We start from the raw sequence: 13319 nt of genomic DNA, 5'->3' as shown, positions 1-13319 counted from the left end.
ATAATTAAATGTTTGTTTTTGCAATAGCGAGAATTTTTCTTTTTGCAAAGAAAAAGTGACGGCGTTTACCGCCCATTTGTCGCCATAATACAGCACTGCGAATTCCTGCTAATAAAAGGGAACGAATTTTATTTTGCGTTTGCTGCTGTTTTAATAACTCGGGTTTACCATAAACCTGAATTCGGTGCCCAAGGGGGCTCAGCACCGACGAGTATATATCTGCTAAACCGGCAACTACGGTGTCATCGGTTATGGCAAAATGATCTAAGCGACGATGAATGTCGTCGATACGACGGCCAAGTTCAGCTAAGCTTTTTGGCTCGTTATTTAAAATACGTTCAAGCTGCATTAAACCACCTACGTACTTAACTATTTCAACATCTTTTTGAGCGCCAGCAGTAAGCTGCGCCATTAATGTTTTATAGCCGTCGCGCAAGTTATGCGTACCTTGATAAACATCAACCGGCGATGCGGGTGATGTTTGTACAATACTTGTAAATAGCACGTCTAAGTCTGAATCGTTTGCGCTGCCGTATTGCGCAATTTTTTGTACTTGTTTAGCCACTTGGCACATGGCGGCAAGCGCCATGACTTGGTGTTGATTCATTACTTAATCACCGAATCTATAATACCGCCACCTAAACACACATCATCGGCATAAAATACAGCTGATTGACCTGGTGTAACGGCTTTTTGTGGTTCATCAAACAATACGCGTGCCATACCATCTTCCCCAACGAGAAGAGTACAATTAATATCTTCTTGGCGGTAACGGGTTTTAACGGTGCAGCGCGTTGTACCTTGAGGACCAACACGGTCTACCCAATGTAATTGATTGGCGTTTAGGCCATTGCTGTAAAGGCGAGGGTGGTCTTTACCTTGTCCGACAACGAGCACATTGCGCTCAACGTCTTTATCTACAACGTACCAAGGCTCGCCAGAGCCTTCTTTCATGCCACCAATTAACAAGCCTTTACGTTGGCCAAGTGTATGATACATAAGCCCTTCGTGCTCACCTACGTTGTTGCCGTCAGTATCTTCAATCACACCAGGTTGAGCAGGTAAAAACTTTTGTAAAAAGTCTTTAAATTTACGCTCCCCAATAAAACAAATACCGGTGCTGTCTTTTTTATCGTGGGTGATTAAGTCTTGCTCTTCTGCAATACGGCGTACGTCTGGTTTAGCTATATCGCCTACTGGGAAAAGAGTTTGGCCTATGTGTTCATGGCTTAAGGTATATAAGAAATAGCTTTGATCTTTGTTATCGTCTAAGCCTCGGCACATAACGTATTTGTCGTCTCGTAGTTCACGACGAACATAATGGCCTGTTGCAATATAATCGGCGCCAAGTGCTTGTGCTGCAAATTCTAAAAATGCTTTAAATTTAATTTCTTTGTTACACATAATATCTGGGTTTGGCGTACGGCCCGCTTTGTACTCTTCTAAAAAGTACTCAAAAACGTTGTCCCAGTATTCGGCTGCAAAGTTAACTGTATGAAGCTCGATGCCTAATTTGTCACACACTGCTTGTGCATCTTTTAAATCTTCAGCGGCTGCACAGTATTCGTCATTGTCGTCTTCTTCCCAGTTCTTCATAAACAGGCCTTCTACTTGGTAGCCCTGTTGTTGTAATAAATATGCAGATACAGAAGAATCAACACCGCCGGACATACCAACGATGACTTTAATGTGACTATTTTCGCTCATGAATAATTTCGCTTATACAGATTGCTGTTAACTTGGAAAGGCCGCGATTATAGCACGCATTTTGTTTTTGCTTAAAGGGAGGAGTGGCGCAAACACACGATTTTGTAGTTATTTTATTCATATAATAAATAGCAAATAAGACTGAAACGCATTTAACATAAAAAATGATGAAAAATTTAAATAAGCCATTGTAAAAAGATATTTCGGTGCCATTCTTACTCTATTAAATGATAATAATGCTTTTATTACCTTGTTCTTGCTTGTAAATTCAGCTGCCAGTAAGATTTAGCTTATTAGACTCACTTTTTATTATAAAAATATTTTCAACGGAATGAATATATGAATTACGCCTTCCAGGTAAAAAAGCTTTCAACGTTAATACAATATTATGCTGCAAACTCACGCGATGAACTAAATGAGTTGCTCATAATGCCTACAAGCGACTTAAAACGTGATACGTATACGCTTTTTCATGAAGTTTTTGAGCACACTTTACCCTCAGATGCCAAGCAAAACAGTCCTATTGATGAGATTTTCAATGCTGTCTCAAGTTCTTTTGAATTAGTTGACGAGTCAGAAACTGCCTTGTTTGAGACTATGAAACGCTGGTGGGATGAATGGTATTTTGCATTAAGTATGGATAATTCGCTTTCTAATGAAAAAGAAGATGCGCCATACAGTTTCCTTTCTAAAAAAATGCATCATCCTATGAAGCGACACGAGATGAGCCACTACGCCCATTTATTTACTATTTTGCCTATGCCTATCTCTAATGTGTGTGCCAAAACCGGTGATATTATTAGGATTAATCAGCGCTTTATAGATGTATTTGGTTATACCGTTGATGACTTACCTAACTTAGAGCAGTGGTGGGTTAATGCATACCCAGATCCTCACTATCGAGAGGCCGTGAAAAAAACGTGGCAATCGGCGTTAGAAATTGGCAATGAAACAGGGCAAGACATCCCCGCGCATGATTACCATGTTACTTGTAAAAACGGTAATACAATTACCATGGAAGTATCTGGAATCAATTTGGGCGATGAATATATTGCTGTATTTAATGATGCGACCAAGCGTTTAGAAGATCAAAATATTTTACGTGACATGGCATTTTTAGATTCGCTAACACAAATAGCAAATAGACGTCGTTTTGATGAAAAGCTAAGTAAAGAGTTTGAAAAAGCCGTTGAGTGTGGTGACGATTTGGCGATTATATTAATCGATATTGATCACTTTAAACTATTTAACGACCGCTACGGGCATGTTGATGGTGATTTATGTTTGTATAACGTGGCGCAAGCAATAGCGTGCACGGTAAGCCGCACCGAGGACTTTGTGGCGCGTTATGGCGGAGAAGAATTTGTTGTATTGCTGCCTCAAACCGATAAACAAGGGGCCTTATTTATTGCTGAGCATATTCAAAAGGCAATTGAAGAGCTGCACATCCCTCATGAAGACAGCTTTACCGGCTACTTAACCCTGAGCATGGGTATTCACGCAATTAATAAAGAGGATAGTTGCGATCAAAAAGAGTTTATTAAGGCCGCCGACAGCGCACTTTATTATTCAAAAAGGCAAGGACGAAATTGTTTAGCATTAAGTTAATTTATAGCCTTGGACTATTTATATAGCTTTGAGAATTATACAAAGCGCAGATGTTTAATGATCGTCGTAAATAAAGTCTATGTCTTGAATAGGGCGGTTTAGGCTGTCTTCAATACATTTTAAAACTAAATGGCTTCTTAGAGGCAGTGCTTTAATGTCTTCTAAACTGTGCCAGTTGGCACTAATTATATCAGCATCTTTTGGGCAGGGCTCAGTGGTGATTTGAGTGCCATCAAACATAAAACAAAAGCGTAAGTAATGCACCCCATTAGCCGCATGTAAGTTATAAATACCGATTAAGCCAGTGGGCGTTAGGGACAAACCTGTTTCTTCAAAAAGCTCTCTACTGGCTGCTTGAGCCAGTGTTTCGTTTAGTTCTAAATGGCCGGCAGGTTGGTTATAACAAATATTAGAAGTAAATTTATCTCGCTCTTTTACCAGTAAAAAACGCTCTCCTTTTTTTACTACAGCAGCCACCGTTACATGGGGTTTATGCATTTACCTCACCTTTTATAACACTGTACTGTGCGCTGCTTATGCCATCTAGCGTGTAATTGCCAATACTGTAGCGAATAAGCCTTAATGTAGGGTGCCCAACATGGGCGGTCATACGGCGAACTTGCCTATTACGTCCTTCATTAATTGTAATACTTAACCACGTTGTAGGAATCGACTTTCGCTCTCTTACCGGCGGCACGCGAGGCCAAAGTTTTGGCTCGTCAATAATTTTTACGTTTGCAGGTAAGGTCATCCCATCTTTTAATTCAACACCTTTACACAGGGCATTAATGGCCTCTTCACTAGGCTCGCCTTCAACTTGCACCCAATAGGTTTTATTGGTTTTTTTATTCGGTGCGGTAAGGGTATTTTGAAGCTTTCCGCAGTTTGTTAAAAGTAACAAGCCTTCACTGTCACGGTCGAGTCTGCCTGCAGCGTATACATCTTTAATGGGAATAAATTCAGCCAAGGTTTTTCTATTGGCATCGTCTGTAAATTGGCAAAGCACATCGTAAGGTTTGTTAAATAAAACAATTTTTCTATCTTTAGGCGCTATAGCGGGTTTAATTTCACGCGAAATTGTACTTTTTTTAGTGAGCGCGCTGCGTGAGTAAGTTCTACCCGTGGTTCGTTTAGTGGTACTTTTACTTGCGCGATTATGCATTGGTTTGTTCGCCATTAAATACACCTAGCGGGCTTGGGTAAGCCGGCAATTTTTGTGGCTTGTTTTGCAGGCCCCTTGGGAAATAATTTATACAAATAAATACTATTGCCTTTGTCCTCGCCAAGCGCTTTAGCCATGGCTTTAACAAGCATTCTTATTGCTGGGCTGGTGTTATATTCTAAGTAAAAATTGCGCACAAAATTAATCACTTCCCAGTGTTGTTCACTCAAGATAATGTTTTCTTGCTCGGCGATGATGGGGGCTAACTCTTTTGTCCACAAGGTGTAATCTAGCAAGTAGCCTTGTTTATCAGTGTCGATTTGTTGATTATTAAATTCAAGCATGGTTTACCAGGTAATAGATTGGTTAGTAGATAGAGTAAGGGCAACAAACTCATCGTAATTAATAAGTGTTTGGCCTGGGCTTAGTTTAACTGCGCGTGCCTGCGCATCCTCTAAAAGCAACAATAGCGAATCGTTTAATTGAAAATACTGCTTAGCGGCATAACAGGCATCACCAACAAGGAGCACTTTATCGGTGTCTTTAATTAAGTTTTCCAGCTGAGTAGAGTCGTAATAAGCCAGTGGCTTTGAAAAAATGTGTAATGTACTCATAGGTTCACCACAAAATCTTGCTGGCCGATCAGCTGCTGTTGCTCAGTGTAATTGAGGCTGGTTGAATCAATAATTAATTGAGATTTGCTTAAGTTATAATCGAGTAACGATTTTTCACATACATATATGTTTTCTACTTCATAGATTTCAAGCGTTTTGATGTTTTTAAAAAAATCTTTTACACCAAGTTGCTGTGTTGATTGATTATGTTTTAAAGCAAGCACTGCAGGGCCGCTAAATAGCCAGCTAATATTTTGATCAACCGCTGCAAAAATCAGTGACATATCTAACGCATCTCTAATATTTAGCTCATCAAATGGGCTTGACTGACTCATCACTAGAACGTTTTTCATTTAAACTGTATCCATTTATCGGCATCACTGGTAAGCATTGCAAATTCGGCAAGCCCAGCCACACTAAACACACCGGTATGCTTACAATTTAACGCACGCTTTTCTGCTGCTGTAATACACAGCATTAAATTAATGTCTTTATCTGCAAGCTGTTGCCAAAGTGTAGGGATCTGAAGCTCGTCAGAGGCAAGCTCAAAGTTTTCTGAAGCATGGTAAATACCGTTTTGATACAAAAAAAGTGCATCAATTGTGTGGCCTTGAGCCAAACACGCATGCGTAAACTTAATTATGCGCTGCGTTGTATCGTGATCTGATGGTGGAGTATGTAAAGAAAGAACAAATCGTGCCAAAACAATTCCAATAAAAAAGCCCCAATAAAGGGGCTATTTTAACAGAACTATTTAATTAGTCATCACTTGCGCCAAGAAGGTGCAGTAATGAAGTAAATAGGTTATACACGTTTAAGTATAAAGATACCGTAGCACGGATGTAGTTTGTTTCACCGCCGTTAATAATACGGCTAGTATCAAACAAAATTAAGCCAGACATAATTAACACAACCGCAGCGTTAAGCACCATAAACATTAGCGAGCTGCCAATGAAAATATTGACTATGCTAGCAACAATAACAACGATTAAGCCGACTGTTAAAAAACCACCCATAAATGAGAAGTCTTTTTTAGTGTTTAATGCATAAGCCGATAGACCAAAAAATATTAATGCAGTTGAACCAAGGGCCTGCATAATAAGCATTGGACCATTAGGCATAGCCGCGTAGTAGTTAAGTAGTGGGCCAAGGCCTGCGCCCATACAGCCTGTAAAAGCAAATACCCAAAATACGCCTGAAGCTGAGTCTGCTTTTTTGTTTACAACAAATAATAAACCAAACGAAACCAGTGTGAACACAATTCCCATAAAGTAAGGTAATTGTAATGCCATTGAAATACCCGCCGTAACAGCACTAAATGCTAATGTCATGGCCAGTAAGAAATAGGTGTTTTTAAGTACCTTGTTTGTTTCAATGGTCGACATTACCGGTTTAGCGGTATTGTACGAATGATTAAATGCCATTGTAGAGCTCCTTTAAGTGAAACATGTTTGTTTCGATAATTTAACTAAAATTAGATTACCAACTCTTATATGTTTGGGCAAACCTTTGTAGATCAATAGAGTGTTATTTTTTAATTAAAGTTCATAAAAGCACCAAAAAGAAAGTTTTTGTTTTATCTTTAAACAAATTAATTGTTTTTTAAGCACTTAAACAATTTTTTAAAAAAAAAGCTTCACAAAGCCAATGGGTTTCCCTATTATGCAGGCCGTGCGGAGAGATGGCAGAGTGGTCGAATGCACCGGTCTTGAAAACCGGCTCTCTCCACCACCTAATTACAATAATTATGAGTACACTCTTACTTGTAGTTTATAGCACTTTCGGAGAGATGGCAGAGTGGTCGAATGCACCGGTCTTGAAAACCGGCATGGGTTTGTAGCCCATCTAGGGTTCAAATCCCTATCTCTCCACCATTATATTAAAGCCCGCTCAAAGCGGGCTTTTTTGTATCTACGCTTTATGATCAGGCCACCTTTAGGTTTTCTCGCTTATTTCACTATTCTGGTTTGCTATTAGCCGCTATTAATAGATTGTTAACATATTAATGTGCTACTTTTATTTTTTAGATTTTAAAATTGGTAATTGAAATAGTATGTTGTGGCTCAAGGATGATTTACCTTCAAGAAAGCTTATTGTTTATCGTGCAATGATGTTCTCGTTGGTAACGTTGTTTGTCTTATTTGTATTTCAGCCTTTTGGCACAATTAACGATACATCGTCATATAAAATACTCAGGCTTTCAGGCTATGGTTTAGTCACTTTTGTTGCGTTGCTATTATCGGGCTTTATTGAAATAGTGCTGTTACGTTATGATTTTTATAAGCCAATACGTATTATGCTTATAAGCGGCCTTTATATTTTAATTTGCGCTTTATTTAACCACGCTTATTTTGTTGTGGCGTTTTTAGGAAAGTGGCATTGGCAAAATCAGATGCTGTTTATTGGCTATATATTTGCTATTGGCGCATTTCCGCTAATTTTTATGTATATGTTAAATCGCCATGCTAGTCAGTTTAGCATTGATGAAACACCACAGCCGCAACAAAACAAGCAAAGTGAAACCCTTCCTTTAGTGCTAGAGCAAATTACGTTAGTGGGCGATAATAAAAGTGATGTAATCAGCATAGCATTAGAGCGTATTTTGTTTATAAAAGCGGCTGATAATTATTGCGAAATTAGTGTTTATGACGGACACGCAATACAACAAACTCTACTGCGTATTTCCTTAACTCGCTTACTTAAACAGCTCTCGATTAACTCTGCAATTATTAGGTGTCATCGCTCTTATGCAGTTAATGTAGCCTTTATTCACTCGTATAGTGGCAACGCTGGCGGCTTGCAATTAACACTTAAAAATACACCTATACCTGTTCCTGTATCGCGCAGCTACGTAGATAATGTAAAAGCGGCTTTGTTACTCACCCCAAGTGCTTGTTAGTCAGCCCAAATACATGTATTTGATACCTAAAAATGTTGTTAATCCCTAACTGTTCGTAGTTTTACGATGGAGTAGGCATGCTTAAGTTGAACTAAAAAATACAACTTAAGAAGGTTACTATGAACACTATTTTAAAATCACTGTTAGTGATAGCCACGTTTGTTTTTTGCCATTACATAATGAAAAGCTTTTGGGGTAGCGAATGGACGAAAATATTAACCCAGGCCGATGCGTCTACTGAGGTTTTATTTATCCCCGCTAAATACCTATTTTTATATGCTCCTTTATTAGTGCTAACCACATTGCTATTTAAAAGACGTAACATGCTTGACGCAATTGGCCTTAACACCGCAGGCTTTAAAAGCTATACCTTTGCAGCTTTGCTGTGCTGTATACCTATGACACTTGGCTATGCATATTTAAGTAATAATTTAAATTTGTCTTTGTCTGGGCTAATAACAGGCTCAATCTATGCTGGTTTTTTTGAAGAGCTAATATTTAGGGCGGCTTTATTTGGCGCTTTATACCGATTTTGCCGCTGGGGGTTCATTCCTGCAGCGTTGATAAGCTCGGTAGTATTTGGAGTAGGGCACATGTACCAAGGTGGCGATGTCATTTCTGCACTAATGGCGGTCGCAGTAACCACCGTTGCAGGCACTTGGTTTGCGTGGCTTTATTGTGAGTGCGGTTATAAAATTTGGTTTCCTATGTGGATGCATATTTTTATGAATGCAGCTTATGGCATTTTTAGTATGTCGGGTGGCGCAGTGGGTGATTTGCACGGCAACCTTTATAAAGGCACCGCTATTGTATTAAGTATTGTGTATGTAGAAGCACTGATCCGCCGAGGGAAAAAACGCGAAGTCACTATGTCCACATTATTTATAAATACATCAGTAGCGACGCTTAATACCCCGATCAAACCGCAAATGACTGCCGCAGCCTAAATGCGTAAATTAGCTATTAATTGAAGAACGTATTTATATTGCAATCTTAAGGCTAGGTTTTATCGAAGATAGCGCCTGTAAAGTAGTGAGCTTTGCCTTACAGGCGAATAAGCAGCTCAAAGTAAGCGTGAGTTGCCAACAAAATAGTTTAGTTGGCAAACTATTCATTAAAATGCCTAGTTACAGCCGTTTAAAGAGTGCTCAATTTCCCATCATAAATTACGACCATAGTCTCTGTTTCTAACCTTAAGAACTTGGTGCATGCTTAATATATTGTTTGTAGTGTGTAATTAGGAACTTATATGAAACATCAACTAGCTAAAAGTGTTGCACTTTCTTTGTTATCGCCCGTTATTGTTGGCAGCCTGTTGGGCTTATACTACGGACTGACAGTTAATGGTGATGTTACCACTATTTTTTTGCAACTTTTAATGACCGCAATAGCGAATGCTCACATTGTTGGCCTTACGATGGCTGCTTTTGTTGTGCCTGGCTATTTACTAATGTTTAAGTACGCAAAAGTAAACTATTCGGGGGTTTTAACACTAGGTTTATTAGGTGGTGCAATATTTAGCTTTTTACTAAGTGCGACTACAGGCGAGATATTTTTAATTAATAGTGTAATGTCAGCATTTGCTGCTGGACTATTTTTGTTTGGCCTTCGTAAATCCTCAAAAAAATAATTGCAGAAATATTAATCAAGCGTGCTGAAAAACGGCGCTATTTCTGTTTTTTTGCCTGCAAAAGGTTTCAATTTTTCACGACAAAGAGTACCTTTAGCTACTGTCTGTTTAATAAGAAGTAGTTTGGTATGCAAAAGCACGATTTTTACCAGTCATTAGTTAAGCAAACTGAATCACTAATTGCTGGTGAATCTAATGTCATTGCTAATATGGCTAACGTAAGTGCGCTGTTATTTACCTCATTAGAAGATGTAAATTGGGCGGGCTTTTACTTTATGGATTCACCGAGTGAATTAGTACTTGGGCCTTTTCAGGGTAATCCGGCCTGTATCCGTATTCCTGTAGGTAAAGGAGTATGTGGTACTGCGGCAGCAACGTTGCAAACACAATTAATTGAAGATGTTCACGCTTTTGATGGTCACATTGCATGTGACGCGGCGTCAAACTCAGAGATTGTTGTACCTATCATGAAAAATGATAAAATAGTTGCTGTACTTGATATTGATAGCCCAACTATTGGTCGATTTGATACTGATGACCAAGCGGGTCTTGAAGCATTAGTTAAATGCTTAGAGGCAAGCTTGTAATGAAAGATTTGCTAAATGTTCAAGACTACCTATTTGCTATACAAGATGTTGGCGACTGGGAAGGGGATGAAGAACATGTAGCGGAAACGCTCAATGATTTGATTCACATTGCCTGGGATAAACTCCCTGATGATTTAGATTGTGAATCAATCGATGAAATAATAAATGGTATTTGGGAACACCTTCGTGGTGATATGGCTGTACTAGAGGCCGACTTCGAAGAGTTGGTCGACTGGGTAATACACTACGTTGATTCGTCCCTTGATGAAAAGATGTGAAAAATAGGTTCTAAAATGGAAACCACAAACAAGCTAAAAGATATTAATGAAGTGTTGGAATTTTTATATCAAGAATTCCCACAATGTTTTAAACAAAAAGACGGTATTAAACCGCTTAAAGTCGGTATTTTTAAAGATATCGCTGAACGTATTGAAGGGTCTGAAAAAGTAAGTAAGACACAAGTACGTCAAGCGCTTAGAAAATACACGTCGAACTGGCGCTATTTAGAAGCTGTGACTAAGTCAGAGTTTCGTATTGACCTTGATGGTAATCAGGGTGAAAAAGTAGAGCAAGAGCATATTGACCACGCTCAAAAAGCCCTAGAAGAAAGCCGCGCGAAAATGGCAAAGCGCAAAAAGCAGCAGCGTCCACGCCAAGATTCAGATTCTAAATCTTTTAAGAAAAAACCAGCTCACGCTAGCAAAAACAATGCACAAGCTAATAAACCAGCTAAAGCAGCGCCAGCTAAACGTTCAGGAAAAGTTGAACCTTTACCTGCAAGTGAGGTCAAGGTTAATAACAAGGTTAAGGTTAAACTTGGCCAAGCACTTGTAAATGCAGTAATTACTGAAGTAAACAAGGACGAAGTTCATGTTGAATTAGTAACTGGTATGCAAGTTAAAACCAAAGCTGACAGCTTATACATTATTTAAGTTGTAAATAAATTAAGGAGTTGTGTATGAGTAAAAAGTTTACGCTCATTCCGTTAGTTGCTGCCCTGTTTTCGGGTTCTTTATTCGCTTCTGTAGAAGCGGCAAAACTTGAAGACTTGCCTGTACTTAAACAAGAAAGTCAACATGGCACTGCCAGCAAACGAGTGGCTAACTTATTTGCTCGTTCACACTATACACCGGTTCGATTTAACGATGGGCTTTCTAGCAAAGTGTACGATCGTTATATCGAATCCCTTGATTTTAATAAAAGTGTGTTTTTAGCAAGCGACATTGCTGCGTTTGAAAAATACCGCAACGATTTTGATAATGCGATTACCACCGGTAAGCTTGGCTTTACGTTTGATATTTTTAACTTAAGCTTAAAGCGCCGTTTTGAACGTTATGATTACTCTTTATCATTACTAGATAAAGAAATGACGTTTGATAAAGACGATGAATACTTTTTTGACCGTGAAGATTCAGCATGGCCAGCATCGCAAGCTGAGCTTGATGAAATTTGGCGTGAACGTGTTAAATACGATGCCTTGCGTTTAAAAATGACAGGCAAAGATTGGGAAGGGATCAAAGAGGTCCTTACTAAGCGTTATAAAAATGCACAAAAACGTTTAGTGCAAACAAATTCAGAAGATGCATTTCAAATTGTAATGAACTCGCTAGCGCGAAGCATTGAGGCGCATACGTCGTACTTATCGCCGCGCCGCGCAGAACAATTTAAAATGGATATGGACCTAGAGCTTGAAGGCATTGGCGCCGTTTTAAGCCCAGATGAAGATTACACCGTTATTCGTAGCTTAGTACCAGGTGGACCTGCCGATAAAACAGAGCAGCTAAAAGCTGACGACAAAATTATTGGTGTTGCCCAAGATCAAAAAGAGTTTGTTGATGTTATTGGCTGGCGTTTAGATGATGTGGTTGATTTAATTAAAGGCCCTAAAGGCACTAAGGTACGTTTACAGTATCTTAAAGGCTCTGATGCACATGGCACGCCTAAAGTAGTTGAAATCACCCGTGATAAAATTCGCTTAGAAGATAGGGCTGCTAAATCTGAAGTATTTGAAGCGAGTTATTCAAATTTAACTTCAAAAATTGGTGTTATTGAGATCCCAGGCTTTTACAACAATCTTTCAAAAGACGTTAAAGTTGAATTAGCTAAACTAAAAGAAGAAAACGTAGACGGTATTATTATTGATTTGCGCCAGAATGGCGGTGGATCATTATATGAAGCCACACAGCTATCAGGCTTGTTTTTTGACCAAGGTCCGGTTGTACAAATTCATACACTAAATAACCGTATCGAAGAGCAAAAAGACCGTGACGGAATTACCTACTACGATGGCCCATTAACTGTTTTAGTTGACCGTTACAGTGCTTCAGCCTCTGAAATTTTTGCCGCCGCAATGCAAGACTATGGCCGCGCAGTAATTATAGGCGAGCAAACCTTTGGTAAGGGAACGGTTCAGCAGCACAAAGGCTTAGGTCGTGCGTACGATTTATACGACAACGACTTAGGTAGCGTACAATACACTATTGCTAAGTTTTACCGTATAAATGGCGGCAGTACCCAGCATAAAGGCGTTATTCCTGATATTTCATTTCCTTCTGCGATAGACCCAGCAGAATGGGGCGAGAGCAAGCAAGATAATGCATTGCCGTGGGATAGCATAGTACGAGCTAAGTACAATAGGCAGGGTAATTTAACGCCTGTAATCACTTATCTTGAAAAACAGCACGAAGTACGTATTAAGTCAGAGCCAGAGTTTGGTTACGTATTTGATGATATTGCCCGTTACAATGAAGAGAAAGACCGCAAAACTATTTCTTTAGTTGAAGCAGACCGTATTAAAGAAAAAGATGAAAATGAAGCACGTACTCTAGCGCGCACTAATGAGCGTTTAAAGCGTTTAGGTAAGGAGCCAATAGAAAACCTAGATGATGTACCTGAGATAATTGAAGAGCTTGACCCTTTCTTAGAAGAGGCAGCACTGATCACTCAAGATTACATTAACTTTGGCCGTATCGCTAAAAAATAAACACGTGTTTACCCCGTTTAAAAGGCGCTTTTTGCGCCTTTTTTGTTACCTAAATTTCGCTAAATTGCTATAATCGCGAATTACTAAATTGAGTTACATTACTGTGGCTTAAAAAAAGCACTGATACGC

The 13319-nt window shown here is 39.2% G+C and carries 17 protein-coding genes and 1 tRNA gene; 9 read left to right on the top strand and 9 right to left on the bottom strand.

What is annotated here, in order from left to right; genetic code table 11:
* Positions 1-4: 4 nt before the first annotated feature.
* Positions 5-607 (bottom strand): high frequency lysogenization protein HflD, encoded by a 603-nt coding sequence (gene hflD, locus AN395_RS07690; RefSeq protein ID WP_054982593.1) that lies wholly within the window; start codon positions 605-607, stop codon positions 5-7.
* Positions 607-1707: a tRNA 2-thiouridine(34) synthase MnmA gene (mnmA, locus tag AN395_RS07685; RefSeq protein WP_004586724.1), complete on the bottom strand. Its 1101-nt coding sequence runs from the start codon at positions 1705-1707 to the stop codon at positions 607-609. Before mnmA ends, hflD begins: the two co-directional genes overlap by 1 nt.
* Positions 1708-2046: 339 nt before the next feature.
* On the opposite strand from mnmA, the gene AN395_RS07680 reads away from it, so the two are divergent.
* Entirely contained in the window at positions 2047-3315 is a 1269-nt protein-coding gene (locus AN395_RS07680) for a sensor domain-containing diguanylate cyclase (protein ID WP_054982592.1), read from the top strand.
* Positions 3316-3369: 54 nt separating this feature from the next.
* Here AN395_RS07680 and AN395_RS07675 read toward each other — a convergent pair whose 3' ends face one another.
* The 7 genes from AN395_RS07675 to AN395_RS07645 are packed head-to-tail and all read right to left on the bottom strand — an operon-like array spanning position 3370 to position 6515.
* Positions 3370-3813, bottom strand: coding sequence for an NUDIX domain-containing protein (locus tag AN395_RS07675; RefSeq protein ID WP_054982591.1), 444 nt, complete (start codon positions 3811-3813; stop codon positions 3370-3372).
* Positions 3806-4492, bottom strand: a complete 687-nt coding sequence (locus AN395_RS07670) for a pseudouridine synthase (protein ID WP_054982590.1) — start codon at positions 4490-4492, stop codon at positions 3806-3808. Before AN395_RS07670 ends, AN395_RS07675 begins: the two co-directional genes overlap by 8 nt.
* A complete protein-coding gene (locus tag AN395_RS07665) occupies positions 4492-4821 on the bottom strand; it encodes a TusE/DsrC/DsvC family sulfur relay protein (RefSeq protein WP_004586720.1) in 330 nt (109 codons plus the stop codon). Before AN395_RS07665 ends, AN395_RS07670 begins: the two co-directional genes overlap by 1 nt.
* A 3-nt stretch (positions 4822-4824) precedes the next feature.
* The gene (tusB, locus tag AN395_RS07660) at positions 4825-5091 is read right to left on the bottom strand and encodes a sulfurtransferase complex subunit TusB (protein ID WP_054982589.1); all 267 of its coding nucleotides are present in this window, start codon (positions 5089-5091) and stop codon (positions 4825-4827) included.
* A complete protein-coding gene (locus AN395_RS07655; protein WP_054982588.1) occupies positions 5088-5444 on the bottom strand; it encodes a DsrE family protein in 357 nt (118 codons plus the stop codon). Before AN395_RS07655 ends, tusB begins: the two co-directional genes overlap by 4 nt.
* Positions 5441-5794 (bottom strand): sulfurtransferase complex subunit TusD, encoded by a 354-nt coding sequence (tusD, locus tag AN395_RS07650; protein WP_054982587.1) that lies wholly within the window; start codon positions 5792-5794, stop codon positions 5441-5443. Before tusD ends, AN395_RS07655 begins: the two co-directional genes overlap by 4 nt.
* A 55-nt stretch (positions 5795-5849) precedes the next feature.
* Positions 5850-6515, bottom strand: coding sequence for a Bax inhibitor-1/YccA family protein (locus tag AN395_RS07645; RefSeq protein WP_054982586.1), 666 nt, complete (start codon positions 6513-6515; stop codon positions 5850-5852).
* 359 nt (positions 6516-6874) lie between these two features.
* Here AN395_RS07645 and AN395_RS07640 point away from each other — a divergent pair.
* From AN395_RS07640 to prc, 8 genes are all read left to right on the top strand, one after another.
* Positions 6875-6965: transfer RNA gene (locus AN395_RS07640), tRNA-Ser, on the top strand.
* A gap of 179 nt (positions 6966-7144) precedes the next feature.
* The gene (locus AN395_RS07635; protein WP_054982585.1) at positions 7145-7990 is read left to right on the top strand and encodes a LytTR family DNA-binding domain-containing protein; all 846 of its coding nucleotides are present in this window, start codon (positions 7145-7147) and stop codon (positions 7988-7990) included.
* Positions 7991-8109: 119 nt separating this feature from the next.
* Positions 8110-8937 carry a CPBP family intramembrane glutamic endopeptidase gene (locus AN395_RS07630; protein ID WP_054982584.1) on the top strand — a complete coding sequence of 276 codons (828 nt, stop codon included), beginning with the start codon at positions 8110-8112 and terminating at the stop codon, positions 8935-8937.
* A 302-nt stretch (positions 8938-9239) separates the two neighbouring features.
* On the top strand, positions 9240-9620 hold the full coding sequence (locus AN395_RS07625; RefSeq protein ID WP_054982583.1) for a hypothetical protein: 381 nt from the start codon (positions 9240-9242) through the stop codon (positions 9618-9620).
* 128 nt (positions 9621-9748) lie between these two features.
* Positions 9749-10207 (top strand): GAF domain-containing protein, encoded by a 459-nt coding sequence (locus AN395_RS07620; protein WP_054982582.1) that lies wholly within the window; start codon positions 9749-9751, stop codon positions 10205-10207.
* Positions 10207-10485: a hypothetical protein gene (locus AN395_RS07615; RefSeq protein ID WP_054982581.1), complete on the top strand. Its 279-nt coding sequence runs from the start codon at positions 10207-10209 to the stop codon at positions 10483-10485. Before AN395_RS07620 ends, AN395_RS07615 begins: the two co-directional genes overlap by 1 nt.
* A gap of 15 nt (positions 10486-10500) precedes the next feature.
* On the top strand, positions 10501-11139 hold the full coding sequence (proQ, locus tag AN395_RS07610) for an RNA chaperone ProQ (protein ID WP_004586712.1): 639 nt from the start codon (positions 10501-10503) through the stop codon (positions 11137-11139).
* A gap of 26 nt (positions 11140-11165) precedes the next feature.
* Positions 11166-13190, top strand: a complete 2025-nt coding sequence (gene prc / locus AN395_RS07605; RefSeq protein ID WP_054982580.1) for a carboxy terminal-processing peptidase — start codon at positions 11166-11168, stop codon at positions 13188-13190.
* Positions 13191-13319: the final 129 nt, after the last annotated feature.

The organism is Pseudoalteromonas sp. P1-30 (genome assembly GCF_001400005.1).
GTDB classification, from domain to species: domain Bacteria; phylum Pseudomonadota; class Gammaproteobacteria; order Enterobacterales; family Alteromonadaceae; genus Pseudoalteromonas; species Pseudoalteromonas atlantica.
The sequence above is the reverse complement of the archived record's forward strand: the minus strand, read 5'-3'. Positions and strand labels throughout refer to the sequence as shown.

Coding starts and splice junctions, on each gene's coding strand:
- AN395_RS07670 (WP_054982590.1), bottom strand. CDS start 4,492: ATGGCGAACAAACCAATGCATAATCGCGCAAGTAAAAGTACCACTAAA.
- AN395_RS07665 (WP_004586720.1), bottom strand. CDS start 4,821: ATGCTTGAATTTAATAATCAACAAATCGACACTGATAAACAAGGCTAC.
- proQ (WP_004586712.1), top strand. CDS start 10,501: ATGGAAACCACAAACAAGCTAAAAGATATTAATGAAGTGTTGGAATTT.
- tusB (WP_054982589.1), bottom strand. CDS start 5,091: ATGAGTACATTACACATTTTTTCAAAGCCACTGGCTTATTACGACTCT.
- AN395_RS07635 (WP_054982585.1), top strand. CDS start 7,145: ATGTTGTGGCTCAAGGATGATTTACCTTCAAGAAAGCTTATTGTTTAT.
- prc (WP_054982580.1), top strand. CDS start 11,166: ATGAGTAAAAAGTTTACGCTCATTCCGTTAGTTGCTGCCCTGTTTTCG.
- AN395_RS07630 (WP_054982584.1), top strand. CDS start 8,110: ATGAACACTATTTTAAAATCACTGTTAGTGATAGCCACGTTTGTTTTT.
- AN395_RS07680 (WP_054982592.1), top strand. CDS start 2,047: ATGAATTACGCCTTCCAGGTAAAAAAGCTTTCAACGTTAATACAATAT.
- hflD (WP_054982593.1), bottom strand. CDS start 607: ATGAATCAACACCAAGTCATGGCGCTTGCCGCCATGTGCCAAGTGGCT.
- AN395_RS07675 (WP_054982591.1), bottom strand. CDS start 3,813: ATGCATAAACCCCATGTAACGGTGGCTGCTGTAGTAAAAAAAGGAGAG.
- mnmA (WP_004586724.1), bottom strand. CDS start 1,707: ATGAGCGAAAATAGTCACATTAAAGTCATCGTTGGTATGTCCGGCGGT.
- AN395_RS07645 (WP_054982586.1), bottom strand. CDS start 6,515: ATGGCATTTAATCATTCGTACAATACCGCTAAACCGGTAATGTCGACC.
- AN395_RS07620 (WP_054982582.1), top strand. CDS start 9,749: ATGCAAAAGCACGATTTTTACCAGTCATTAGTTAAGCAAACTGAATCA.
- AN395_RS07625 (WP_054982583.1), top strand. CDS start 9,240: ATGAAACATCAACTAGCTAAAAGTGTTGCACTTTCTTTGTTATCGCCC.
- AN395_RS07655 (WP_054982588.1), bottom strand. CDS start 5,444: ATGAAAAACGTTCTAGTGATGAGTCAGTCAAGCCCATTTGATGAGCTA.
- AN395_RS07615 (WP_054982581.1), top strand. CDS start 10,207: ATGAAAGATTTGCTAAATGTTCAAGACTACCTATTTGCTATACAAGAT.